This window comes from Stenotrophomonas maltophilia R551-3, from assembly GCF_000020665.1.
Taxonomy (GTDB): Bacteria; Pseudomonadota; Gammaproteobacteria; order Xanthomonadales; family Xanthomonadaceae; genus Stenotrophomonas; species Stenotrophomonas maltophilia_L.
In genome coordinates this window covers 4,269,420-4,293,053 of sequence record NC_011071.1, presented here as the reverse complement: position 1 = coordinate 4,293,053, position 23,634 = coordinate 4,269,420, and the positions used below count along the sequence as shown (strand labels likewise).

General features: G+C 66.9%; 18 protein-coding genes and 1 tRNA gene. 10 read left to right on the top strand and 9 right to left on the bottom strand.

The window, feature by feature from the left end; translation table 11 throughout:
- The first annotated feature begins 92 nt into the window (after positions 1-92).
- The 3 genes from SMAL_RS19360 (at position 93) to SMAL_RS19350 (ending at position 5,051) form a co-directional block, all read left to right on the top strand.
- Positions 93-3,068 carry a TonB-dependent receptor plug domain-containing protein gene (locus tag SMAL_RS19360; protein ID WP_012512386.1) on the top strand — a complete coding sequence of 992 codons (2,976 nt, stop codon included), beginning with the start codon at positions 93-95 and terminating at the stop codon, positions 3,066-3,068.
- A gap of 65 nt (positions 3,069-3,133) precedes the next feature.
- Positions 3,134-4,489 carry a Gfo/Idh/MocA family protein gene (locus SMAL_RS19355; protein ID WP_012512385.1) on the top strand — a complete coding sequence of 452 codons (1,356 nt, stop codon included), beginning with the start codon at positions 3,134-3,136 and terminating at the stop codon, positions 4,487-4,489.
- 154 nt (positions 4,490-4,643) lie between these two features.
- Positions 4,644-5,051, top strand: a complete 408-nt coding sequence (locus tag SMAL_RS19350; protein ID WP_012512384.1) for a hypothetical protein — start codon at positions 4,644-4,646, stop codon at positions 5,049-5,051.
- A 43-nt stretch (positions 5,052-5,094) separates the two neighbouring features.
- Here SMAL_RS19350 and SMAL_RS19345 read toward each other — a convergent pair whose 3' ends face one another.
- From SMAL_RS19345 to SMAL_RS19335, 3 genes are all read right to left on the bottom strand, one after another.
- Positions 5,095-6,972: an aspartyl protease family protein gene (locus SMAL_RS19345; protein WP_012512383.1), complete on the bottom strand. Its 1,878-nt coding sequence runs from the start codon at positions 6,970-6,972 to the stop codon at positions 5,095-5,097.
- 82 nt (positions 6,973-7,054) lie between these two features.
- Positions 7,055-8,209: a helix-turn-helix transcriptional regulator gene (locus SMAL_RS19340; RefSeq protein ID WP_232053991.1), complete on the bottom strand. Its 1,155-nt coding sequence runs from the start codon at positions 8,207-8,209 to the stop codon at positions 7,055-7,057.
- Between the two features lie 49 nt (positions 8,210-8,258).
- Positions 8,259-8,335 (bottom strand) — tRNA-Arg (locus tag SMAL_RS19335).
- Positions 8,336-8,484: 149 nt separating this feature from the next.
- On the opposite strand from SMAL_RS19335, the gene ubiA reads away from it, so the two are divergent.
- From ubiA to SMAL_RS21150, 3 genes are all read left to right on the top strand, one after another.
- The gene (ubiA, locus tag SMAL_RS19330; protein WP_041864600.1) at positions 8,485-9,378 is read left to right on the top strand and encodes a 4-hydroxybenzoate octaprenyltransferase; all 894 of its coding nucleotides are present in this window, start codon (positions 8,485-8,487) and stop codon (positions 9,376-9,378) included.
- 475 nt (positions 9,379-9,853) lie between these two features.
- Positions 9,854-11,278: a short-chain fatty acid transporter gene (locus SMAL_RS19325; protein ID WP_012512380.1), complete on the top strand. Its 1,425-nt coding sequence runs from the start codon at positions 9,854-9,856 to the stop codon at positions 11,276-11,278.
- Between the two features lie 273 nt (positions 11,279-11,551).
- On the top strand, positions 11,552-11,713 hold the full coding sequence (locus SMAL_RS21150) for a hypothetical protein (protein WP_167796845.1): 162 nt from the start codon (positions 11,552-11,554) through the stop codon (positions 11,711-11,713).
- 54 nt (positions 11,714-11,767) lie between these two features.
- On the opposite strand, the gene SMAL_RS19320 is transcribed toward SMAL_RS21150, so the two are convergent.
- Positions 11,768-12,385, bottom strand: coding sequence for a YiiX/YebB-like N1pC/P60 family cysteine hydrolase (locus SMAL_RS19320; RefSeq protein WP_012512379.1), 618 nt, complete (start codon positions 12,383-12,385; stop codon positions 11,768-11,770).
- 82 nt (positions 12,386-12,467) lie between these two features.
- On the opposite strand from SMAL_RS19320, the gene SMAL_RS19315 reads away from it, so the two are divergent.
- Both SMAL_RS19315 and SMAL_RS19310 read left to right on the top strand, forming a co-directional pair.
- Complete coding sequence (locus SMAL_RS19315; protein WP_012512378.1) at positions 12,468-12,980, top strand: hypothetical protein; 513 nt, start codon at positions 12,468-12,470, stop codon at positions 12,978-12,980.
- A 73-nt stretch (positions 12,981-13,053) separates the two neighbouring features.
- Positions 13,054-14,901 carry a M3 family metallopeptidase gene (locus SMAL_RS19310; protein ID WP_012512377.1) on the top strand — a complete coding sequence of 616 codons (1,848 nt, stop codon included), beginning with the start codon at positions 13,054-13,056 and terminating at the stop codon, positions 14,899-14,901.
- A gap of 25 nt (positions 14,902-14,926) precedes the next feature.
- Here SMAL_RS19310 and SMAL_RS19305 read toward each other — a convergent pair whose 3' ends face one another.
- On the bottom strand, positions 14,927-15,598 hold the full coding sequence (locus SMAL_RS19305) for a VOC family protein (protein ID WP_012512376.1): 672 nt from the start codon (positions 15,596-15,598) through the stop codon (positions 14,927-14,929).
- A gap of 240 nt (positions 15,599-15,838) precedes the next feature.
- Between SMAL_RS19305 and SMAL_RS19300 the strand changes: the two genes are divergently transcribed.
- Positions 15,839-18,241 carry a TonB-dependent receptor plug domain-containing protein gene (locus tag SMAL_RS19300; RefSeq protein ID WP_012512375.1) on the top strand — a complete coding sequence of 801 codons (2,403 nt, stop codon included), beginning with the start codon at positions 15,839-15,841 and terminating at the stop codon, positions 18,239-18,241.
- The gene (locus SMAL_RS19295; RefSeq protein ID WP_012512374.1) at positions 18,241-19,542 is read left to right on the top strand and encodes an aminotransferase class V-fold PLP-dependent enzyme; all 1,302 of its coding nucleotides are present in this window, start codon (positions 18,241-18,243) and stop codon (positions 19,540-19,542) included. The genes SMAL_RS19300 and SMAL_RS19295 overlap by 1 nt, the downstream gene beginning before the upstream one ends.
- Positions 19,543-19,620: 78 nt before the next feature.
- Here the strand turns inward: SMAL_RS19295 and SMAL_RS19290 are convergent, their stop codons facing one another.
- The 4 genes from SMAL_RS19290 to SMAL_RS19275 are packed head-to-tail and all read right to left on the bottom strand — an operon-like array spanning position 19,621 to position 23,492.
- The gene (locus tag SMAL_RS19290; RefSeq protein WP_012512373.1) at positions 19,621-21,135 is read right to left on the bottom strand and encodes an aminotransferase-like domain-containing protein; all 1,515 of its coding nucleotides are present in this window, start codon (positions 21,133-21,135) and stop codon (positions 19,621-19,623) included.
- A gap of 9 nt (positions 21,136-21,144) precedes the next feature.
- A complete protein-coding gene (locus tag SMAL_RS19285; RefSeq protein WP_006399841.1) occupies positions 21,145-21,744 on the bottom strand; it encodes a DUF6436 domain-containing protein in 600 nt (199 codons plus the stop codon).
- Positions 21,744-22,022, bottom strand: a complete 279-nt coding sequence (locus tag SMAL_RS19280; protein WP_005414763.1) for a hypothetical protein — start codon at positions 22,020-22,022, stop codon at positions 21,744-21,746. Before SMAL_RS19280 ends, SMAL_RS19285 begins: the two co-directional genes overlap by 1 nt.
- Before the next feature lie 54 nt (positions 22,023-22,076).
- Positions 22,077-23,492 (bottom strand): aminotransferase-like domain-containing protein, encoded by a 1,416-nt coding sequence (locus tag SMAL_RS19275; RefSeq protein ID WP_006399838.1) that lies wholly within the window; start codon positions 23,490-23,492, stop codon positions 22,077-22,079.
- Positions 23,493-23,634 lie beyond the last annotated feature (142 nt).

The window sequence follows — 23,634 nt, the reverse complement described above, 5'->3', positions numbered from 1 at the left end:
GGCCCTCATGGCCGTGGCCCGGGAGCGTTTTGCCCGCCGAACGCCCACGCGCTCACTCAGTTGCGCCGCACCCCTGCCAGGAGAGAACCCCGATGTTGCCCGCCCACCACCACCGCCCCCCCTGTCGTTCCATCGCCCCGCTGTCGCTGGCCATCGCCGGCGTGCTGCTGTCGGTCGCCGTTCCTGCCGTTGCCCAAGAGAGCAAGGACAAGGCCACCGACCTGGCCCGCATCGAGGTCACCGGCTCCAACATCCGCCGTACCGACGTTGAAACCGCGTCGCCGGTGCAGGTGATCAGCAAGCAGGACATCCAGAACATGGGTGCGCGCACGCTGCTGCAGGTGCTCGACAACCTGCCGGCCGCGCGGCCAGCGCAGCAGGATTCGCGCTCGCTGTTCACCGGCTCCGATGGCGCATCGCAGGCCAACCTGCGTGGCCTCGGTGCACAGGGCACGCTGGTGCTGCTGAACGGCCGTCGCCTGTCGTACTACGGTGCGCCGGCAGGCTTCCAGACCCAGTTCGTCAACATCGATGCGATCCCGGCTGCGGCCATCGAGCGCATGGAAGTGCTGACCGACGGCGCCTCGGCGGTGTACGGCACCGATGCGGTGGCCGGCGTGATCAACGTGATCACCAAGCGCAACTTCCAGGGCGCCGAGGTCAGCTTCACCAACGATACCTCCTCGCGCATCGACTCCTATGGCGAGCGCCAGGCCAGCATCACCGCCGGCTTCGGCGACCTGACCGAGAACCGCTTCAACATCTACGGCGCGGTGAACATGTACCGCCGCGACGCGATTCCGCTGAGCGACTTCTACGACAAGCGGCCTGACCAGTACTACGTCAACAAGCCGAACTATCTCAACGACCTGCGCCTGGGCGTGGGCAGCAAGCCGGGCGAGTTCAACCCGGGCAGCTATTTCGCCTTCGATCCGGTCACCGGCCGCCGCGTGCAGGAAGCCGCACCGGGCTGCAAGAACGTGCTGACCAGTGAGGCGGCCGGTCCGCGTTGCGTCTGGGAAACCTGGATGAACAACGAGATCGATGCCGGCGCCAAGTCCGAGCGCAACACCGCCTATCTCAACGGCACCTTCCTGGTGGGTGAGAGCACCGAGATCTTCGCCGAGGCGACCTACACCGACATCGACCTGCGCGCCAACGGCGGCACGCCGCGCACCTACGGCACCACCACCGGCAACCCGACCAGCTGGTTCTCGCGCAACACCGGCAACAACGTCAACCAGTTCCTGTACCCGTTCCTGGGCCCGAACAACGAGTACAACCACGCCAGCCCGCAAATGAAGGCGATGATGGGCGGCGTGGTCGGCCTGAACTACCTGCTGCAGGATGCCGGCGCCAACTACTTCGGCCAGCGCAACACCGACAAGAGCTACCGCGTGCTGGCCGGTGCACGCGGCAGCAGGGGTGACTGGAACTGGGAGGCCGCGTTCGCCAGTGCGGGTACCCACTCCACCACCTATCAGACGATCAACGTCAACACCAAGGGCTTCGAGAAGGCCTTCGGCCCTTACACGATCGATCCGGGTACCGGCCGCGTGATCATCTCCGACCACCCGGCGTACAAGTTCGGCGAGATCAGCGAAGCCAACGCTGCGTTGATCCGTGAAGCGTTCCCGACCTTCGACATCCAGTCGTGGACCCGCCTGCACACCCTGGACGGCAAGATCGAAGGCCCGTTGTTCCAGTTGCCGGCCGGTGAGATGCGCGCCGCGTTCGGCTTCAATGCAAGCCGCGAAACCTTCTACACCCCGGGCAACGCCGATGCGGCCAACGGCCTGATCACCCAGCAGGGCGGCTCCTGGTTCGACGGCAAGCGCAACACCTACGCGCTGTTCGCCGAGACCGTGGCGCCGATCACTGACAAGCTGGAACTGGATGCGGCGGTGCGCGTGGACAAGTACCCGAACTTCAGTGCCAACATCGCGCCGAAGATCGGCTTCAAGTACCAGGCGTTCGATCAGCTGATGCTGCGCGGCACCTACTCCACCGGCTTCCGTGCACCGAGCCTGGCCGAGTCCGGCAACGGCGGCGTGTTCGCGCAGCTGGGCGGCTACCGTGACGAGCTGCGCTGCAATGAGACCAACGCCATCGCCAACCTGCTGCTGAGGTCGCAGCGCCCGGGTGACGTCGATCTCGGCAAGACCCTGCTGAACGTCGACTGCAGCCGCACCGTGGCGCGCATGACCCAGCCGAACAAGGACCTGAAGCCGGAGAAGGCGAAGATCGCCACCCTCGGTTTCGTCTACGAGCCGGCAACCTGGCTGTCGGTGTCGGCCGACTACTGGTTCATCTACCGTGACAATGAGATCGTTGCGCCGGACTACCGCCGCATGGAAGACATCATCTCCTCGTCGCGTTCGCCGATCACCGACAGCGACCGGGCCAACCTGGCGCAGCTGGCGGCGATGTGCGCCGACCCGGCCAGCGGCGTGAACTGCCCCTCGACGCTGCCAGGCTACTCCGCCGGCAACGTGGCCAGCGTGGTGGGCCAGTACAAGAACCGTGGCAAGACCCTGATCGACGGTTTCGACATCGACGCGCGCAGCCGCTTCTCGCTGGGTGACTGGGGCAACCTGAACATCGGTCTGGCTGCCACCATCGCCAACCGCAACCGCTTCTACATGGACGAAGCGAGCGGCTGGTACTACGGCGATGTGGTGGGCTACTACAACAACCCGCGCCTGCGTGCCACGCTCAATGCCGACTGGACCTACAAGCAGGTGACCACCAGCATGTTCGTCAACTATGTGGGCGGCACCAAGTGGGCCACCGACCAGGTCGACGAAAAGAGCAACAACAAGGAAACCTGCACCGGCGGCTACCTGGCCCTGCAGAAGAGCAAGTGTGATGGTGCACCGTCGTGGTGGACCGCCAACATGAGCGTCACCTGGCGCCCGGATGATGCGTGGAACCTGAGCTTCACGGTCAAGAACCTGTTCAACCGCCTGCCGTTCTACGACCCGAACAGCTTCCTGGGTGACTCCAGTGACTACGCAACGATCTTCGGTCGTGGTTACAGTGTGACCATCGGCTATCGGTTCAAGTAATTCCGTTTGCGTGACCTGGCGTGCCGGCTTCGGCCGGCACGCTGCCAAGAGGAGAGATGTTTGCCATGAAGCGTAGGGAATTCATCGCGGCCAGCGCCGCTGTCGCCGCCAGCAGCCTGCTGCCGCAGACCCCGGCATGGGCACGCGGGCGCAAGGTGCGCCTGGCCATGATCGGTACCGGCATGCGTGGCCTGGTGCTGCTGAAGGAACTGGTGCGCCGCGACGACGTCGAGGTTGTCGCCGTCTGCGATATCGAGCCGATCATGCTCGGCCGCGCCGTGGAGATGGTCAGCAAGGCCGGCAAGCCGGCACCGAAGACCTACGGCCAGGGTCGCGATACCAATGCCTGGAAGCGTCTGCTGGAACAGAAGGGCATCGATGGCGTGATCATCGCCACTCCGTGGGAGTACCACGCGCCGATGGCGATCGCCGCGATGCAGGCCGGCGTGGCGGTGGGTTGCGAAGTGGTGGCCGGCATCACCCTGCAGGATCACTGGGACGTGCTGAAGACCCAGCTCAGCACCGGCACCCCGTACATGCTGCTGGAGAACGTCTGCTACCGCCGCGACGTGATGGCCGCGCTGCAGATGGTGCGCCAGGGCCTGTTCGGCGAGCTGGTGCACCTGCAGGCCGGCTACCAGCACGACCTGCGCGGCGTGAAGTTCAATTCCGGCGACCCGAACCAGCCCTACGACAGCGGCGTGGAGTTCGGTCCCAAGGGCTGGAGCGAAGCACGCTGGCGCACCGAGCATTCGGTGGAGCGCAATGGTGAGCTGTACCCCAGCCATGGCATCGGCCCGTGCGCGATGTACACCGGCATCAATCGCGGCAACCGCTTCACCCACATCAACGCCTTCGCGACCAAGGCACGCGGCCTGCACGAGTACACCGTGGCCAAGAGTGGCGGCACCACCCACCCCAGCACCAAGGTGAAGTTCAAGCTGGGTGACATCGTGACCACCACGCTGGCCTGCGAGAACGGCGAGACCATCCTGCTGCAGCACGACACCTCGCTGCCCCGCCCGTACTCGATGGGCTTCCGCGTGCAGGGCACCAAGGGCCTGTGGATGGACGTGAACCATTCGATCCACATCGAAGGCCGCAGCCCGCCGCACCAGTGGGAAGAGTTCAAGAAGTACCAGGACGAGTACGAGCACCCGCTGTGGAAGCAGAATGCCGAGACCGCTGCCAGCGCTGGTCATGGTGGCATGGACTGGTTCGTCATCCACGCCTTCGTGGAAGCATTGAAGGCCAAGGCGCCGATGCCGATCGACATCTACGACGCAGTGACCTGGAGTGCGATCACGCCGCTGAGCGAGCAGTCCATCGCCAACAGCTTCCAGACGCTGGAGTTCCCGGACTTCACCGCTGGCGCGTGGAAGCAGCGCAAGCCGATCTTCGCGTTCGACGGGAAGTATTGATTCGCTCTTGTAGAGTCGAGCCATGCTCGACTGTTTTGAACACAACGCCGGGCCATGCCCGGCGTTGCTGTTTGCGGCGCCCCCTAACAGGCCCATGCTAGGCTCGGCTTCGTGCCCGGCAGTTGATGTCAATCGACAGAGAGGAGCTTGCCTGATGCGCCTGCTGACCTTCACCTGTCCACTTTGCGGCGCTGCCGGGCAGCGATTCCCGCTGCTTTCCGCATCGAGACGGCAGGCGAAGACGGCATGCAGGGGATGTGGCGTGATGCTGCGCTCGGATCCCCGCTTGGGCCTGCACACGCTCTACCTGCTGTATACGCAGATCATCGTGCTGCTGGCTGCATTGCCCATGATCTGGGCCTATGCCTTGGGCCGATGGTTCTGGTTGGCTGTGATCTGGGCCGTGGTGCTGGCGTTGTGCTGGTTCCCCGGCGTAATCAGGCACGCACGAAGTCCGATCATGCGCGCCTGCCGGGATCCCGATTACAGCTACGCGCGCAGGCCGGGCGGACCATCCACCGGCGGCACCGCAGAACCGGCGCCGCGCAGCGGCATTCCATGATGGCTGTCGATGGATATTCCACGGTGTTCGCATCCGTCCTGGCTCAATCGGCAGGCCACCGCTCCTTCACCCGGTCCGCCAGCACCAGCTCGGTATCCACCTGCCGGCTGTCGCGGAGATAGCGGATGCTCAAACGGGTTCCAACGGGACGCTCGCGCAGCAGCGCACGCCAGTCACCCAGTATCCGCGTGGCCACTGCCTCGCTGTCGATCATGATGATGCGGTCATCCTTGCGCAGCCCCGCACGCGCCCCGGCGCTGGTCGGCGCTACATCCGCTACCCGCAATGCGTCGTTCTCGGCCTGCAGCCACAATCCGCTGCGGTCGAAGGCATCGGCCTGCGTACTTTCAGCGTTGGGCACCAGATAGAGGCGTTTGGCGTCGTAGTCGATGCCCATGGAGAAGCGACGCAGCACGCCGCCACCGAGAATCGCACCGTAGTCGGCCAGGGCCAGCGCTCCTTTGTCGGTGGTGGATAGATCACCGACCAGGTCGCTGACCTTGATGCTGCCCATGCGCAGCACACCGAGCCGGGCCGGTCGCGCGCGGCCCGGGCCACCGAGGCCCCATCCAAGCACCGCCTCCTCGCTGGCGTGGTACTTCTCCAACAAATGATGAGCACGCACGAATGGGCTGCTCAGGCTCAGCGAGTTGCGTGAGCCAGTGTCCAGCCACAGCCGCAGCGGGATGCCGTCCAGTTCGCCATTCAGTACCGGTGCGCGGTCGTCCTGCTCGAACGGCAGTGCCACCGCGTTGGCGGGTGGATGGTAGTGGCCCGGCCGGGTGAAGCTGAGCACGCGCGCACCATAGTCGAAGGTGGTGACGAAGCGCAGGAAGGTCTCGTAGCCGATGAAGCCATCATGCGGTACGCCCATCGAGTTGATCTGCTGGCCGAGGTCGATGATGTGGAACACCGGGTTTGCAAGGTGCGCGCCACCGATGCGCAGGTGGCGGGCCTGTGCCAGGCCCAGGTCGCTGGCATTGTCGCCGGCACCATGCACGCTCAGGCGACCGTTGGCGGTCAGCCCCAGACGCTTGGCGGCAGTCGGTGTCAGCAGGTTGATGGCGCCGGTGTCCACCAGGAAGCGTGCCGGCTGGCCGTCCACCTCGGCCTCGACGTAGACATGGTTGTTGATCAGATCGAACGGGACGTGGGTTGTGCCGCTGGCATCGTCGATGTAGCTGTCGTCGGCCATCACCGGTGGTGCATACAGCGCATCCGGCACAGGGCTGTCCACCCGGTAGCGCTGCACCTGCACGTGGCTGCGCAGTCGCGGATCGGCTCGGCCCTGGGAATCGAGCGTATCGGTGATGATGCGATGGGGCAGCAGCAGGCCATCGACCGCCCGGTAGTCCTCCAGCGTGGTGGCGGTGGGTGTGCGGGGGGAGGCGATGACCACCCGGCCGAGCAGGCCGCTGCGCGCGTCGAACCAGAGCTCGATCGGGTCCGCTTCCTCCGGCGTCGTCGACAGCACGTCATAGCGCTGTCCGTCGTGGACCTCGGTACGTGGGCCTGCAAAGCGCGAGGCCGGATACGCGCTGGACAAGTAGGCGCGAGTGGCCAGCCACGACTGCGTGCGGGCAGTGCGGCGTGGCACGGTGCCATCCAGCAGGCCTACTTCGCCGCCGTAGTCGCGGCGCCACGACAGCTTCCCGTCGAAACCCTGCGCAACGGTGAAGGTCCCCAGCTGCGCCTGTTCGGCATAGCGCCCGGCGCGCAGGTCCTGGTTGAGCTGCCAGCGGCCTTGCAAGCCACCGACCGACTGCTCGCCCTCAGCCTGCAGGCGCTGTACCGACAGCCACGGCTCGCCGCCACTGGCTGCACGGGCCCGGGCCAGCACACCCGCCGCATCCCCCACCGCAGCCTGCGCAGGAACCGCCAGCATCCACAGCAGGCCGAACATCATCCGTTGCCATCGCATTGCATCACCTTCTTCGTCGGGTCGAGCGCTGATGGCAACGCAGCGCCGGGCGTCGTTCGACCGGGCGTGAAGGATTGGACGTTCAGCCGGACGTGGCGCGGCTGCGGCGGTACTCGCTGGGTGTCTGCCCGGTGGCGCGCTTGAACGCACTGTTGAAGGTGGACTTGCTGCCGAAGCCGGCGGCAAGGCCGATGTCCAGCACGCTGCGTGGGTCAGCCGGATCGGAGAGGAGGGACTTCGCGGCCGTGATGCGGAAGCCGGTCACGAACTCGGAGAAGCTCTGGCCCAGACCCTGGTTGAGCGCCTGCGAGACCTGGTTGGGTGACCAGCCGCTGTGCTGGCTCAAGCCCTGGAGGTCGAGTCCCGGGGCCTCATGCAGGCGTTCGCCCTGCATCAATGCGGTCAGCGCGCTGGCGATGGCCGCGCACTGCACTGCGTCGATGCCCGAGCGCTCGTAACGTGCGACGGCGACGTCTTCGATGGGCGCGGGGATGAGATTCCCCACGCCCGGTGCGGCGATGCTCACTGGCGCGCGCAGTTGCTGGCGCACCACTCGGCACGCCAGCAGGTACATGCCGGCCGTGGTCAGCAGACTGAGCCCGATGCTGGCCATCAGCGGAGCGGCATCCGGCGGCCACCGGTTCATCGCGCTGGCAAGCCAGCAACTGGCCATCACAACTGCCAGCCCGCGCAATCCGCTGCGCTGGATGGCCGTTCCCTGTGTGGTCGAGGACGTACGGAATGACAGCCACAGCGTGGCCAGCAGATAGGGCACGCCCTGCAGCAGCCAGCCATGGAAGCTGAGCCGGAACAGGGCATGGCCCAACGGCGAAGCCTCGAAAGGCGCAACAGCGTTCAACAGGGAAATGACGAACGCGAGCATGGCCGGCAGCAGATGCGCGAGCGGCAACGGCTGCGCGCGCGGATGCAGCGGCGCCAGCAGCGCACGCGCATGGCCGTACAGCAGCGGACCCAGCAGATAGACCAGTGGCACCTCGATGACCCGCAGCCAGCGCACGGCGTCGGCCGACAGCCAGGCTTGCCCACCCAACAGCACCAGTCCGAACAGGTTGGCGGCGGCGAAACAGGCGAAGAAGGTGGTGAGCAGGTGGTTGCCACGCCGGGCGCGGCCGAAGCTCACTCCGGTGGACAACGCGGCCAGGCCGAGAATCGCAGCGCCTGCCGCCAGCTTCAGCAGATCCGGTGGCGTCATGCGCGCAGTGTTGATGAAGCGCACGGCATCGTCCAGCGCGGGCTGGCAGTGTGCAGGCAACAAGAGGGGAAGATGGCGCGCCCGGAGGGATTCGAACCCCCGACCAATGGCTTCGGAAGCCACTACTCTATCCGGCTGAGCTACGGGCGCGTTGTAGAACCGCCGCGCCACCGACCAGTGCCGGAGCGGGCATCGCAGCGCCATGAAGCGGTGCGGGACCGGCATTCTATCCAGTTTCGCCGAACAAATCTCCCCCCATGGGCAAAGCCCTGCCAGAGGGGCAGGAGTATCCTATCGCCATGGCTGATACCCCCCTCACTTCGCCGCAGTCGCCGGCGACGCCGCGTTGGCGGCATTACTGGAGTCTGATGCGCGCTGATCGCCCGATCGGCACGCTGCTGCTGCTGTGGCCCACCTGGTGGGCGTTGTGGCTGGCTGCGGGCGGCATGCCGCCGCTGTGGACGCTGTTCGTGTTCACCGCCGGCGTGTGGCTGACCCGCTCGGCCGGTTGCGTCATCAATGACTACGCCGACCGCTGGCTGGATCCGCACGTGGAGCGCACCAAGGCGCGCCCGCTGGCCACCGGTGCGATCAGTGGCCGCGCTGCGCTGGCGTTGTTCGCCGTGCTGATGCTGGTGGCGTTCGGCCTGGTGCTGACCCTGAACGGGCTGACCATTGGCCTCAGCTTCATCGGTGTGTTCCTGGCCGCCAGCTACCCGTACCTGAAGCGCTACACCCATCTGCCGCAGGTCTACCTGGGCATGTCGTTCGGCTGGGGCATCCCGATGGCGTTCGCCGCCGTGCAGGGCGAGGTGCCGCTGCTGGGCTGGCTGCTGTATGCCGGCAACATCCTGTGGTCCACCGCCTACGACACCTGGTACGCCATGGTCGACCGCGAGGACGATCTGAAGATGGGCTCGCATTCCACCGCGATCCTGTTCGGTGATCTCGACCTGGTCATCCAGGGCGTGCTGTACGCGCTGTTCCTGGCGACCATGGCGCTGGTCGGCGTGCGCGGCGGGCTGGGTGGCTATTACCTGGTGGGCGTGGCCGTGGCCACCGCACTGGTGGTGTACGAGTTCTGGATCTGCCGCAACCGCGAGCGCGGCCCGTGCTTCAAGGCGTTCCTGCACAACAACTGGGTGGGTGCCGCGCTGTTCGCCGGCATCGCCGTGGACCTCGCGCTGCGCTGAGCCCAGGGTGAGGTAGAGCCGGCCGCTGGCCGGCTGCAGCCGCATGCGGTCCCGAGGTTGCCGGCCAGCGGCCGGCACTACCAGCCTCCGCCACCTACGACGATCCTTGAGTTTGGTAGAGCCGGCCGCTGGCCGGCTGCACCCGTATGCGGTCCCGAGGTTGCCGGCCAGCGGCCGGCACTACCAGCCTCCGCCACCTACGACGATCCTTGAGTTTGGTAGAGCCGGCCGCTGGCCGGCTGCACCCGCATGCGATCCCGCGGTTGCCGGCCAGCAGCCGGCACTACCAGCCTCCGCCACCTACGACGATCCTTGGATCTGGTAGAGCCGGCCGCTGGCCGGCTGCAGCCGCATGCGGTCCCGAGGTTGCCGGCCAGCGGCCGGCACTACCATTCCGCCACCTACGACCAATAGGTGGCTGACAGCCTGCACCTCACCGCCCAGAATCGATCCATCGAACCTGGGAGGGTAGGCGATGGCCTCGACGGCAGCAGTACAGGACGGCTGGATGGCGCGCGCTGCGCTGCGCTCGGCCGCCTGGGCGGAAAAGTGGTTCCCCGATGCGTACGTGTTTGCGGTGCTGGGCGTGGTCATCGTCGCGCTGGCCGCGATGGGCTTCGGCTCGACCCCGCAGGCCACCGCCAGCGCCTTCGGTGATGGCTTCTGGAGCCTGATTCCCTTCACCATGCAGATGGCCTTCGTGGTCATCGGTGGCTATGCCGTGGCCACTGCACCGGTGGTCGCACGCTTCATCGATTTCCTGGCCCGGGTGCCGCGTACCGGCCGTGGTGCGGTGGTGTACGTGGGCCTGGTCAGCATGCTGGCCTCGCTGCTCAGCTGGGGCTTCTCGCTGGTGTTCGGCGGCCTGCTGGTGCGCGCGCTGGCCCGCCGTACCGAGCTGCGCATGGACTACCGCGCGGCTGGTGCCTCGGCGTATCTCGGTCTGGGTGCGGTGTGGGCGATGGGATTGAGCTCGTCGGCCGCGCAGCTGCAGGCCAACCCGGCCAGCATGCCGCCGGGGCTGGTCGAGATCACCGGCGTCCTGCCGTTCACCGAAACCATTTTCCTGTGGCAGTCGATCGCACTGACCGCGGTGTTGATCCTGGTCTCGCTGTTGATCGCCTGGCTGACCGCGCCGGCGGCCGGCAGTGCGCGCACCGCTGAAGACTTCCCCGGCGCCGCGCAGGCCGAGCCGGAACCACTGCAGCGCCGCACGCGCCCGGGCGAATGGCTGGAATACAGCCCGCTGCTGACCGTGCTGCTCTCACTGCTGGCGTTCGGCTGGCTGTTCAACGAGTTCGCCAACAAGCCGCTGGTCACGGCCATCGCCAACCTCAACACCTACAACTTCCTGTTCATTTCGCTGGGCCTGCTGCTGCATTGGCGGCCGCGCAGCTTCCTCAACGCGGTCGCCAAGGCGGTACCGAGCACCACCGGTGTGCTGATCCAGTTCCCGCTGTACGGGGGTATCGCGATGATTCTCACCCACGCTGCCGGCGGCGATGGACAGACGCTGGCGCACCGGCTGTCGAGCCTGTTCGTGCACGTAGCCAGCACCGATACGTTCGCGCTGGTGATGGGCGTCTACTCGGCGGTGCTGGGCTTCTTCGTGCCCTCCGGTGGCGGCAAGTGGATCATCGAAGCGCCGTACGTGATGCAGGCCGCCAACGAACTGAAGGCACACCTGGGCTGGGCGGTGCAGGTCTACAACGCGGCCGAAGCGCTACCGAACCTGATCAACCCGTTCTGGATGCTGCCATTGCTGGGCGTGCTGGGCCTGAAGGCGCGCGACATCGTCGGCTTCACCTTCATCCAGCTGCTGGTGCACATCCCGCTGGTGCTGGGCCTGCTGTGGCTGCTGGGCATGACCCTGGCCTATGTGCCGCCGGTGATGCCCTGAATGCAGGGCTGGCTTCCCTGCGCGGGTCGGGAAGCCAGCCTCGTTCAGCGCGTGTTTCCGGCTGCGAACGCCATGAATGCGCGCACCGTCGACGATGGCATGAACACATGCCGAACCCGCATGAATCCTTCAGCCGCTTGTGCCACAAGGGCTTCTGCGCGTTCATTCACAGGCGTACACACAGATGTAGCCGCCCACCCACGCGTGATTAACCATTCGCTGCAGACGATGGCCACGTCCACCGCATTCCGCGAGTGGCTTTGGAGATCGGACATGGCACAGCAGAACCAGAACCCGAACCAGAAGCAACAGGGCCAGCAGAACCAGCAGGATCAGCAGCAGGGTCGTGGCCGTGACCAGCAGCAGCAACAGCAGCAGGAACAGCAGAAGCGCAACCAGAACCAGCAGCAGGGCGGCAACGACGAAGAAGAATGATTGCGCCGTGCATGCGGAGTGACCGGTGAAGCCCCGCCACGTGCGGGGCTTCGCTTATTCCAGCACGCCAATGCGCTGCAACACCGGTGCCGCCGACATGTCGTTGGGATTGCTGCCGGGCTGATCCTGCGGCACCTCCATTCCCATGCCGCGATACAGGTCAATCCAGTGCTGGGAAATCTCCCCGGTCTGCGGGTTGCGGAAGTTCATCGGCTGCAGCGCAAACACGTGGTGCGCACGGAACGCACGTTCGATGAAGTCCGAGCAGTAGTAGCTGTCATCGTTCAACACATACGACGTGTTGTACGGCTTGCCGAGCATCGTGCGCGCGGTGGCGATTGCATCCTTGATTGCCGCCTGCTGCGGTGCGCGCAGGCGATAGACCACGATCTGCCGCTGCTTTGCTCTCGCGTCCTGGCGGAACTCGGACAGCGATTGCCGCCGCGATCCCTTCTCGTCGGCATGCAATACCTCCCAGCCCTTCGGCGCGGAAGCGACAAGCGCGACGTGATCGAAGCTGGGCGCGCCCTGCTTGCCGGTGGCATCGTCGATGGCGGCGCTGAGGCCGCTGTGGCCGGCGGTGACGAACAGCAGATCGCCTTGGCGGACATCGACGGCCATCGCCACCGTCGCGGGCAGCAGCAGGCCGATCAGGAGCAGGAGGCGGTGCATGGGGCGTCTCGGACAGGCGGAATGCCGGAATTGTAGGACGCGCGGTAGCATGGGGCGACTGAAACGGATTCAGGATGAGCCCATGCGTCGATATCGCTTCCAGGCACTGCTGGTGCTCGCCGTTGGCGTAGCGTTGGTCGCCTGCAGACCTGCTCCGCAATCGACGCCCACGGAAACCGCACCTGCACCTCCCGCGCCGTCGTCCACGGCGGCAGCGGTCCAACCCGCATCGGTACCTGCCAGCAGTGAATGCCCCTACCCGGAATTCGATGCGTTCCTCAAGCACTTCGGCAACGAGATCACCCTGCAGGAAAAGGCCACCGCCGATCCGCTGCTGGACAGCTACATCGATGCCGAGGCCGAGCCGGAGCCGCGCAAGGTGGAAAGCCGGTTGGCGCGGGCCGATGTCGAGTGGCCGGTGATGCCCGATCCCGCCGCCTTGGCCGGGCAGGGCCGCGAAATGCAGATCAGCACGCTGGCTGACGGGCAACGCCAGGTGCAGATCCGCACGCCGGACAGCAGCGACCAGCAGACCTACACCTTCGCGCAGTCGCCCTGCTGGCTGCTGGTCAAACGTGAGGACGAGTCGATCTGAAGCCTGATCCGGCACAGGCACGGCGGGGCAGCGGCTGCTAGGCTCGAGGCCTGGTCCAGGCAGGGAGACGCCGATGCAGGCTTTCAGGAAGCACGCCACCACCACCGCCGTCGTCGCTGTATTGGCGATGGCCCCCTTCAGCGGCGTCCAGGCACAGTCGGTGCATGCCGATGACCGCGCCTACTTCGCCAACGCCACCGCCGAACAGGCTACGCGTGAAGCGCTGGGCAAGCGTGTTGAAGCCCTGCAGCAGGCGTCCAATCTTGCACCGGCAGAACGCTTCCAGCAGGCCGAGGCACTGGAGGCGCAATGCCTGCGTCATCTCGGCTACCTGCATCTGCAGTCCGCCCGCAACGCGCGCGATCTTCGCCCGGCACAGGCGATGGAGCAGGCAATGGGGCTGTGCAGCCGCATCGCCCGCAGTGGTCGTGCCGCCCTGCGCGAGGCGCCTGCAGATGCGGCGTGGGCAGCACCGTATGGCTTCCTGCGCACACGGGCGCTGAAGGAGGCTGCCACCCCGGCCAACGCTGTGCTGGACGAGGCCGTGGACGCGTTGGCCGATCCGGCGTTGGATGGTTTCGCGCGCCTGCGTGGGCAGATCCTGCGCAGTGCCGAGTACCCGCAGATCGAGCGTGATGGTCGGCGCTGGGACACCGGGCACGACAAGCGGGCATTGGCCCTGCAGCCGGATCGCGCCTTGCGCGAAGCGGGGTGGAAGGGCTACTGGCAGGGGCTGCAGTCGCGCCGTGAGCCGATGGCCTCGGTGCTGTTGGGGCTGGTGCAGGTGAACGATGCCGCCGCACGCCTGCAGGGCGATGGTTCGGCGCCGGCACGTGGCTACCAGCGCATGGGCCTGGATACCGCCGCAGTGGATGCAACGCTGGTAGCGATCGAACAGCACGCCGGCGACCGTCGTGCTTATCAGGACATGCTGCTGCACCACGCTGCGCGATCCGGCATCGACGCGCCGCAGGTCTGGGACACCACGCTGCCCGATGCGGGATACACGCCACCGGTGCTGACGCTGGTGCAGCTGCGCGACAACGCCGCCGATGCCATGCAGCATCTGGGGCCTGCGTACGTCGCCGAACTGCGCGCGCTGCTCGATCCGGCCAACCAGCGCATGGATCTGGCCACCGAACGCGGTGACCGCAGCCAGGACGCGTTCTCGGTGAGCGCTCCCGGTGTGCCGGCGCTGTTGTTCGTTGGCGTGCGTAGCGGTGATCTGGAAAGCGATGTCGAGATCGCACATGAAGCCGGTCACGCCGTGCATGGTGAATGGATGCAGCGCGGTCATGCGTCGCCGCTGCAGCGCAATGGCAGCCAGTGGCTGACCGAGGCGTTCGCGATCTACAACGAGCTGCGCTTCCGCGACCAGCTTTACCAGCAGGCACAGGATCCGCGTGCCAAAGCTTATTACCTGAAGTCGCTGCTGGACGACATGGTGCTGCAGCTGTTCACCTCTTCCGAGGAAGCGCAGCTGGAGCAGTCGATCTATCGGGGCGTGGCCGCGGGCACGTTGGGCACCGCCGATGACCTGGACGCGCTGACCGGCCAGGTGCTGGCGCGTTTCGGCCAGCAACCGGAGCGCTATCCGCAGCTGCGCAACAGCTGGATCGGCAAGCGCCTGATGTATGAAGACCCGAACTATCTGGTGAACTACCTGTATGCGGGGCTGCTGGCCGTGCAGCTGTATGTGCAGGACCAGCGCGACCCCGAAGGGTTCCGTGAGCGCTATCTTGCCGTGCTTGGCGAGGGCTTCGACCGCGCGCCGAACGAGCAGGTGGCGCAACTGCTGGGGCACGCACCTGACTGGGCGGCCCTGGTGGATGCCGATCTGCAGGTGTTCAACCAGACGGCGGCGCAGCTGCAGGCGCTGCATGCGCAGATCGAGGCAGGGCAGGGCGCGCGCATGCAGTAGCGCGCGTCACGCTTGGCGCGTCGCCTCAGGTCGAGGCAACGCGCCAGCCCAGTGCGTCGTCGCAGAGTTCGCCGATGCCGGCGACATCCCCCACCCGCAGCTGCAGGCCCTGTGCATTGGGCAGGTCCTTCTGTTCGGGGAACCAGCGGCGATCGGCAGCGACCACGATCAGCAGGCCCTCGTCGTCGCCCATCGGCGCGAACTGCGGCGAGGGCGTACTGATCGGTTGCAGGCCGAAACGCTGTTGTGATTGTGCCCGCACGGTGTCGACGTCGTGGCTGGGCAGGCCGACTTCGCTCAGGCAGGTCAGCTCGCTGCCATGGAACGCGCCTTCGCGCGCGCTGGCCGGCAAGCGGCGGCGGCCGATCAGTTCCAGGATCAGGCCGTCGGGACCGGTGAAGTAAACGGACTGCGACTGCCAGCTGCTTTCCAGCGCGAAGTAGTCCAACCCTTCCGGGTTGCGCTGCAGGGGTGTACGTTCGCGCAGCCAGGTCATCGCCTCGCTGAAGCGGTTGTCCGGTACGTTGAAGGCCAGGTGCACGCCACCGACCGGATGATCACCGGCCGGCTGCAGTTCGATCGTGCTCCAGCCGATGTGCACATGATTGCCGACCACGCGCTGCTGCAGTACATCGCGGAAGTAGCTGGCCACGGTACCGACATCGGATACCGGCAGAGTGAGGTGCAGCAGACGCATGATCGATCCTCCGTGGACGAACCCACTGTAGCGCCGGGCCATGCCCGGCGGCCACTACCGCAGGGACAGGCCAAATCGCCGCAGCGCTGCGTCCACTGCCTGCGCGTGCGCCCTTGCAGCATCAAGCTGTCGTACTGACGTCATGGCTCCTTCACACATCGCGCCGAGACTGCGCGCCTTGTCCAGGCCTGTTGTGTCCGCACAGGTGCTGGCCCTGTCGCGTCCTCCCGGAGCCCTGCCGTGCATCGTTCGAAGCTTTCGCGTTCCATCCTCCTTGCCCTTTCCATGGCCAGCGCAGGAGGCGCGATCGCAGCGGAGGCCGATGCGGTCGATGCCGCGGGCAGCAGCCGTGCGGCGCCCACCCAGCTCGACGCGATGCTGGTCACCGGCACCCGCGCCTCCAACCGCACCCAGTTCGAAACGCTGGCGCCGGTGGACGTGTTCACCAAGGAAGACATCAAGTCCGTCGAGTCGACCGATCTGAAGGACGTGCTGGCGCAACTGGTGCCGTCGTTCGTGGTGCAGCGCCTGCCGATGGCCGATGGCCAGGTGTTCGTGCGCCCGGCCACGCTGCGTGGGCTGTCGCCGGACCAGACGCTGGTGCTGGTCAATGGCCGCCGCTTCCATCGCAGTGCCTTGCTGGGCAACCGCGGCGCACAGGCCGCCGACCTGGCGCAGATTCCGACCAGCGCCATCAAGCGCATCGAAGTGCTGCGCGATGGCGCGTCGGCGCAGTACGGCTCGGATGCCATCGCCGGTGTCATCAACATCATCCTGGAGGACAGCCCCGGCACCGAGATCACTGCGGGCTATTCGCAGTACGCGCAGGGCGACGGCGGCTCGCGCGACTTCAGTGCGCGTACCGGCTGGGCGCTGGGCGACTACGGCAGCCTCGCCCTGTTCGCCGAATCGTCGAACTCCGACGCGACCTCACGCACGCGCCAGCGTCCCGACGCCATCGCCTTCCAGGCCGCGCATCCCGAACTGGACGTGCCCAACCCGGTACAGCGCTGGGGCCAGCCGGAGCTGGAAAGCCGCCGCGTGGGCTTCAACCTGAAGGCCAATGCCAGCGACACCCTGGAGTTGTATGTCTTCGGCCTGTACAGCCACAGCGACGGCGTCAGCGATTTCAACTGGCGCAACCCCGATACCACCACCGGCGCGTACCGTACGACCAGTATCTTCCCGGGCTGGAACCTGCGCTCGCTGTATCCGGTGGGCTTCAGCCCGCAGTACGGCAACACCCAGAACGACCTGCAGCTGGTCGCGGGCCTGCGTGGTGAGATCACGCCCAAGCTGCGCTGGGACCTGAGCGCCTCGTATGGCCGCAATGCCATCGACTACAGCCTGGACAACTCCATCAACGCCTCGCTGGGCCCGGACAGCCCGACCTCCTTCGACCTCGGCCGGCTGACCCAGACCGAGAAGAACGCCAATGCGGACTTCAACTACGAATGGGATGTGGCTGCGCTGCCGAAGCCGGTCAACATCGCCTTCGGTGCCGAGTTCCGCCAGGAGACCTACCAGGTGCGCGCCGGCGACCCGGCCTCGTATGCGGTGGGTCGTGGCGCTGCGGCGGGCCTGGAAGCCAATTCCAACGGCGCGCCGGGCTTCTCGGCCAGCCAGGCCGGGCAGTGGAGCCAGCGCAGCAAGGCCGCCTACGTGGACATGGAAGTGCCACTGGGCGAGCGCTGGAGCATCGGCGCGGCCGGTCGCTATGAAGACTTCTCCAGCTTCGGCAGCACGGTGGATGGCAAGCTGTCGGCACGTTTTGCGATCACCCCGGACGTGGCGCTGCGCGGCACGCTCTCCACCGGCTTCCGCGCGCCCACGCCGGCCCAGCTCAACACCACCAGCACCACCCAGGGCCTGGACACGCGCACGCTGCAGATCTTCACCAGTGGCCGCCTGTCGCCCAGCGATCCGTTGGCGCAGCTGCTGGGTGCCAAGCCGCTGACCCCGGAAGAATCGCGCACGGCCTCGCTGGGCCTGACCTGGCGCACCGACCTGGGCCTGTCCGGGTCGGTCGATGTCTACCGGATCACGCTCAGCGACCGCTTCAGCCAGTCGGCCAGCTTCGCCATTCCGGCCGGCACGCCGAATCCGCTGGGCTATACCTCGGTGAACTACTTCACCAACGATTTCGACACCACCACCACCGGCGTGGATGTGGTCGGCAACTACCTGCGCGACCTCGGCGCGGGGCGGATGACGCTGACCCTGGCTTACAACTACAACCAGACCCGCGTTGACAACGGCAGCACCTCGGTGGCCACGAACGAAACCCAGCGCGTGCTGTTCGAAGACCGCCTGCCCGAGCACAAGGGCAGCTTCACCGGCAGCTGGGACATCGGCGCGTGGTCGTTGATGGCACGCGTGCGCTATTACGGCAAGTGGACCGACTCCACCGGCAATGCCACCGGCGATATCTACCAGCAGTTCGGTGCGATGACCTTCCTCGACCTGGCCGTGGGCTATCGCATCAACGAACACCACAGCCTGAGCGTGGGCGCCGACAACGTGTTCGACCGCTACCCGGACGAAGCCACGTTCCAGGCCAGCCGTGGCCTGATCTATTCGCGCAACGCGCCGTACGATACCGATGGTGCCAATGTGTACGCGCAGTACCGGCTGAGCTTCTGATGGACCGCAGCCGTCGCTCCCTGCTGCGCGCAGGTGCGCTGTTGCCGGCCAGTGCAGCGCTTGCCGCGCTGGCTGCTCCGGCAGCCGCGCGCTACGCTGTGCCGATGGACATTCCTGCACCTTCCACGACGCCGGATGTGTTGGCCCGTGACGAGTCGTACTGGTCCGCCGTCGCCAGCCACTTCGACATCACCGATGAAGTGAACCTCCTGGAGAACGGCTACTGGGGCGCGATGGGCAAGCAGACCCTGGCCAGCTACCAGCGGCATACCGCCGAGGTGAACCGGGGCAATGCCTGGTACGGTCGCCACGCGTTCCCGGCGCAGTACCTGGCCGTGCATCGGCAGGTGGCCGACATGCTTGGCGTCGGCGCCGACGAAATCGCGCTGACCCGTGGCGCCACCGAAGCGATGCTGGCGCTGATCGGTGGCTACAACCGGTTGGCCGCGGGCGACCAGGTGCTGTACGCCGACATCGACTACGACAGCATGATCAACGCGATGCGCTGGTTGCAGCAGCGTCGTGGCGTGCAGGTCGAGCGCATCGCACTGCCTGTGGTGCCCACCCATGAGCAGATCCTGCAGGCTTACGATGAGGCGTTCGCGCGCCTGCCGCGCCTGAAACTGGTGCTGCTGACCCAGGTCAGCCACCGCCATGGGCTGGTGCTGCCGGTGGCCGAGCTCACCGAGCGTGCGCGGGCACGCGGCATCGATGTGATTGTCGATGCCGCACATGGCTTTGGCCAGATCGACTACGCGGTGCCGGACCTGAAGGCCGATTTCGTTGGCATCAACCTGCACAAGTGGATCGGCGCACCGGTGGGCGTGGGCGCGATGTACGTGCGCAAAGGACGCGTGGCCGACCTGGATCCGTACATGGGTGAGACCGACGACGGCCGCCTGGGCAGTCGCGTGCACACCGGCACGGTCAACTTCGCCGCCTATCTGGCGCTGCCCGAGGCCATCGCGCTGCATCAGCGTATCGGCGCAGCGAACAAGCAGGCGCGGCTGCGCTACCTGCGTGAGCGTTGGACGGTGGCGGCGCGGCAGATGGCGCATATCGAGGTGCTGTCGTCGCCGGATCCGGCGTTGGCCAGTGCACTGGCCAGCTTCCGCCTGCGTGGCCATGCCTCGGTGGAAGACAACCAGGCGCTGCAGAAACGGCTGCTGGATGAACATCGGATATTCACCACCCATCGCGATGGCCTGGACTCCGGCGCCTGCGTGCGGGTGACACCATCGGTGTTCACCCGCCCCGGGCAGATGGATGCGCTGGTGCAGGCGTTGGCCGCGCTGGCCTGATCCTGCTTTGGTAGGCGCCAACTTTGGTTGGCACATTCCGTCCGCGCCGGGGAATCTTCCGCCGGGCATGGCCCGGCGCTACCGTTCTATCGCCGGCAACGCATCGGACAATAACAAACGATCGATCCGCCGCAGCGCGTTTTCCAGTTGCCGCCGGTCGGCAGCCAATCCCAGCGACAGCCGCACCCCGCTCGCGAACGGCGCGCCCGGCGGACAGAACGCCGATGAAGGCGCGATCGCCAGGCCCTGCAGCTGCGCCGTACGCACCAGCGTGGCATCGGTCCACGGCGCTGGCACCCGGCACCATGCGTGCAGCCCATCGGCGCGCTCCAGCAACGAGGGTGCCAGCAGATACCGCGCCATCCGCGTGCGCTCGCGCGCTTCCTCGCGGACCTGCGCCAGCAGCGCCTGCGCCGAGCCATCCAGCAGCAGCTGGCTGGCCAGCGCAGAGACCAGCGGATGGCCCATCAACCGTGTGGCACGCAGTGCAGTGGCCATCGCCTCGGCATGGGCGGCGCCCGGGCACTGCACGAACGCGGTACGCAGGCCGGGGCTGATCACCTTTGAAAGCGTGGCCACATGGAACACGTGTCGCGGTGCCAGCGTCGCCAACGGAATGGGCGCGGTGACGGCCAGATGCCAGTACGGATCGTCCTCGATCGCCAGCAGGCCTTCGTGTTCCAGTACCCGCGCCAGCGCCTCGCGCCGCGCAGTGGGCACGGTCAGCGCCGTCGGGTTCTGGCAGGTTGGGTTGAGGTAGACCAGGCGCGCGCCACATTCCCGCGCCCGGCGGGCCAGCGCCTCCGGGCACATGCCGTGCTCGTCGCCCTCCACCGTGACCAGCCGCCGTCCCAGTGCGGCGGCCGCCTGCAGCAGACCCGGATACACCAGCCGGTCGCAGAGGATCGCATCGCCCTCGCGCCCCTGGCTGAGCAGGATCGCGGCCAGCGCCACCTGCGCACCTTCGGTCAGCAGCAGGCGAGCATCGTCCACCGTGCCCAGCATCGGCTGCAGCCAGCGCGCCGCGGCGTGGCGGTCGGTCGGGTTGCCACCGCCCAGGTGATAGGTCATCAGGTTCGGTGCACTGCTGCGCGCAAGCACCGCCGCTGCGCCTCGACGCAGCATTTCCGCCAGTGCATCGGCGTCGGGTACCGGTGGCACGTTCATGCTGAGATCGACGGCCTGGTCAAAACCCGCCTTGGGCGGTGCGATGAAGCTGCCCTGTGGCCCGCGTGCTTCGATCAGTCCACGCTTGCGTGCTTCATCGAAGGCGCGGGTGACCGTGGTCAGGTCGATACCGAGCTGCTGCGCCAACGCGCGCTGCGAGGGCAGGCGCTGTCCCGGTGCGAGACCACCGCGGCGCACCGTGCGTTCCAGCGAATTGACGATGCGCAGGTAGATCGGCCCGTTGTGCGCGAGCACGTCCTGCACCCATTCGCGGGCTGCGACATCCGGTCGCGGCATGTACGGAGCATGTCGGGGCGTATCGTTGCTTCCAACGGCGGGAGCCTGTCCACAACCATCGGTCGGTTCGGACAGGTGACCGCCGTTGTTGTTTGCGGCGGCCACACCGGCCAGCGTCAGTGATGTCATTGCGCGTCCTCAGCGCTTGGCCTGCCAGGGGCAGTAGCAGCCCACGGCAAGCAGTCCTTTCGGGCGCACGGTCTCGCCGCGTACCAGTCTGTCCAGCAGTGGTTCGACGAAGCTGTTGGCCGAATTGCAGACCATGCCGATGCTGTACGGGCCGGCGTACGCCAGGTGGCCGTGCCGGTCCCAGATGGCCACGGCGGGGCTGGCCGGGATGTGTTCGATGCCATCAATGGTCGGCAGGTTGATCACCTTGTTGCGCAGCGGCTCGGGCAGCTCGCCCTGCGTACCCGGGCGGCGGATGGCATAGAAGTCGATGCCGGCGCGGCGGTACATGCTGATCAGGTAGCTCAGGTGCGCACCGGTCTCGCGATTGCACACGCCGCAGGCCGGGTCCCAGAAATGCACCACGCGGATGCGGCCGGTATCACCGGCCAGGTCGGCCGGCAGGCGCAGCTGCGAATCGTCGAAGACGATGGCCTGTTCGGTGAAGGTGGACTGCGCGCTGTAGCCGAAGTACTGCCACAGCGCAGCCGCGACGCCGGCCATGAACAGGCAGGCGAGGGCGATCATCGTCGGCAGCAGCCAGCGGCGACGCGGCGCGGCTGCGCCCATCAGGAATCTTCCCGGCCGAACTTGTGCACGTACTGCTTGCGCATCTCGCGGCAGGAATCGGCCTGAGCGCGGCGCTGGATCTCGCTACGCGACGGATCCTCGCTGCGCTGCACGCATTGCTCGATGGCGTGGCGTTCGGCGGCCTGTACGTCCACGGTCTGTGGCTGCAGGCAGACCCAGGCCAGCGCGGCCAGCATCAGCACCACAAAGCCACCGCACCCGGCCATCACCAGGTGGAACTTCAGTTTCTCGGCGCGCATCGATGCACGTCCCTTCATCCATACATTGCATACAAAATATCATCTTGTATGGATAAAGCGCCATGCACCCGTTCAGACGATGGCGTTGTGCCGGGCCTCGGGAGCTTCAGACAGGATCTCGTTCAGCTTGGCCAGCGCCCCGGCCAGCGCGCCCTGGTCAACCGCGCCACCCAACGACAGGCGGATCGCGTTGCCCGGTGGCGGCTCTTCCACGCTGAAGGCGTCCGAGCTGGCAATGCCCAGCCCCTGCTCCTGTGCGGCCTGGATCAACCGGTACTGGTCCAGCCGCGGCGGCAGTGGCAGCCACACATGCAGGCCGGCGGGATGCGCCTGGGCGCGGGCCGGCAGGTAACGGGCGGCAATGGCCTGGCGCTCGCGCAGCTCCTGCTGGAAGCGCTGCACCATGTCCTGGGCCTGGCCGCTGCGGATCCACTGCGAGGCCACCGCTACCATCGACTGGGTCGGCATCAGCGCGATCGCACGCAGGGCGTCCAGCACCGGTTCCATCGGTTCGCCGGCCGGCACCACCAGGTAGGCGGTGCGCAGGCCCGGTGCCAGGCACTTGGACAGGGTGGAGATGTAGTACACCGGGCAGCCTGCGTCGCGGTGGGCGGCCAGCGGCGGTGCGGCGTCCCCGGCCAGCAACCAGTAGGGATCGTCTTCGATCACGGTCAGATCGTGGCGTTTCGCGACGGCCAGGAGGGCCTGCCGGCGTTGTGCCGACATCGTCGCCGTGGTCGGGTTCTGGATGGTCGGCACCAGGTACAGCAGGCGCGGGCGGCGCAGCTGGCAGGCCTCCTCCAGCGCCTCCGGCAGCATGCCCTCGGCGTCCATCGCCACCGGCACCACGCCCCGTTGCAGCACCCGCGCGGCAGCCAACAGGCCTGGGTAGGTCAGCTGCTCGGCGGCAATCAGCTCGCCCGGCTGGGTGCGGGCCAGGATCAGCGCGCACAGCGCGGTCTGCGCGCCGGGGCAGATCACCACCTGGTCGGCACCCACCGTGCCCAGCATCGGCGCCAGCCACTGCACCGCGGCGGCGCGGTCCTCGCGAGTGCCGGCGCCGACGTGGTAGCTCATCAATTCGCCCTGGCCCAGCTGCTGGCCGACGTGCTGGAAGCCGGTCTCCATGCCCTGTGCGAACGGCGCGCTGCCCAGCAGCGGCGGGATGTTCATGCTCAGGTCGACCGAGGTGCTGCGGTTGCCGGCCGACAGTGCGATGAAGGTGCCGCCGGCGCCCTGGGCATCGAGCAGGCCGGCCTGGCGCAGCTCGGCGAAGGCGCGGGTGACCGTGGTCAGGTCCACGCCCACCTGCTGGGCCAGGTCGCGCTGCGGCGGCAGGCGGTCGCCCGGGCGCAGCACGCCGTCATCCACCGCCTCGCGCACCTGCTGGGCAATCTGCAGATACAGCGGGCCGGCGCCCTCGCGGAAGGGGCGAACCCAGGTGCGATTGGGGTGTTTCAGGCGGCGGCCGGCGGCAGGTGGCGTCATCGGTCAGTTTTTTCCATACGTGCAGATGCACAAGTCCATACAATGCTGTATCTTGTATGGGCTTGATTGGAGTGGTTCACCTTTTTGTAGGCGACCTCGTACCCACAGTGTAGCCGCTCCACGCCCGGGCGCTGCGCGCAGG

Coding starts and splice junctions, on each gene's coding strand:
- SMAL_RS19360 (WP_012512386.1), top strand. CDS start 93: ATGTTGCCCGCCCACCACCACCGCCCCCCCTGTCGTTCCATCGCCCCG.
- SMAL_RS19355 (WP_012512385.1), top strand. CDS start 3,134: ATGAAGCGTAGGGAATTCATCGCGGCCAGCGCCGCTGTCGCCGCCAGC.
- SMAL_RS19350 (WP_012512384.1), top strand. CDS start 4,644: ATGCGCCTGCTGACCTTCACCTGTCCACTTTGCGGCGCTGCCGGGCAG.
- SMAL_RS19345 (WP_012512383.1), bottom strand. CDS start 6,972: ATGCGATGGCAACGGATGATGTTCGGCCTGCTGTGGATGCTGGCGGTT.
- ubiA (WP_041864600.1), top strand. CDS start 8,485: ATGGCTGATACCCCCCTCACTTCGCCGCAGTCGCCGGCGACGCCGCGT.
- SMAL_RS19325 (WP_012512380.1), top strand. CDS start 9,854: ATGGCCTCGACGGCAGCAGTACAGGACGGCTGGATGGCGCGCGCTGCG.
- SMAL_RS21150 (WP_167796845.1), top strand. CDS start 11,552: ATGGCACAGCAGAACCAGAACCCGAACCAGAAGCAACAGGGCCAGCAG.
- SMAL_RS19320 (WP_012512379.1), bottom strand. CDS start 12,385: ATGCACCGCCTCCTGCTCCTGATCGGCCTGCTGCTGCCCGCGACGGTG.
- SMAL_RS19315 (WP_012512378.1), top strand. CDS start 12,468: ATGCGTCGATATCGCTTCCAGGCACTGCTGGTGCTCGCCGTTGGCGTA.
- SMAL_RS19310 (WP_012512377.1), top strand. CDS start 13,054: ATGCAGGCTTTCAGGAAGCACGCCACCACCACCGCCGTCGTCGCTGTA.
- SMAL_RS19305 (WP_012512376.1), bottom strand. CDS start 15,598: ATGCGTCTGCTGCACCTCACTCTGCCGGTATCCGATGTCGGTACCGTG.
- SMAL_RS19295 (WP_012512374.1), top strand. CDS start 18,241: ATGGACCGCAGCCGTCGCTCCCTGCTGCGCGCAGGTGCGCTGTTGCCG.
- SMAL_RS19290 (WP_012512373.1), bottom strand. CDS start 21,135: ATGACATCACTGACGCTGGCCGGTGTGGCCGCCGCAAACAACAACGGC.
- SMAL_RS19285 (WP_006399841.1), bottom strand. CDS start 21,744: ATGGGCGCAGCCGCGCCGCGTCGCCGCTGGCTGCTGCCGACGATGATC.
- SMAL_RS19280 (WP_005414763.1), bottom strand. CDS start 22,022: ATGAAGGGACGTGCATCGATGCGCGCCGAGAAACTGAAGTTCCACCTG.
- SMAL_RS19275 (WP_006399838.1), bottom strand. CDS start 23,492: ATGACGCCACCTGCCGCCGGCCGCCGCCTGAAACACCCCAATCGCACC.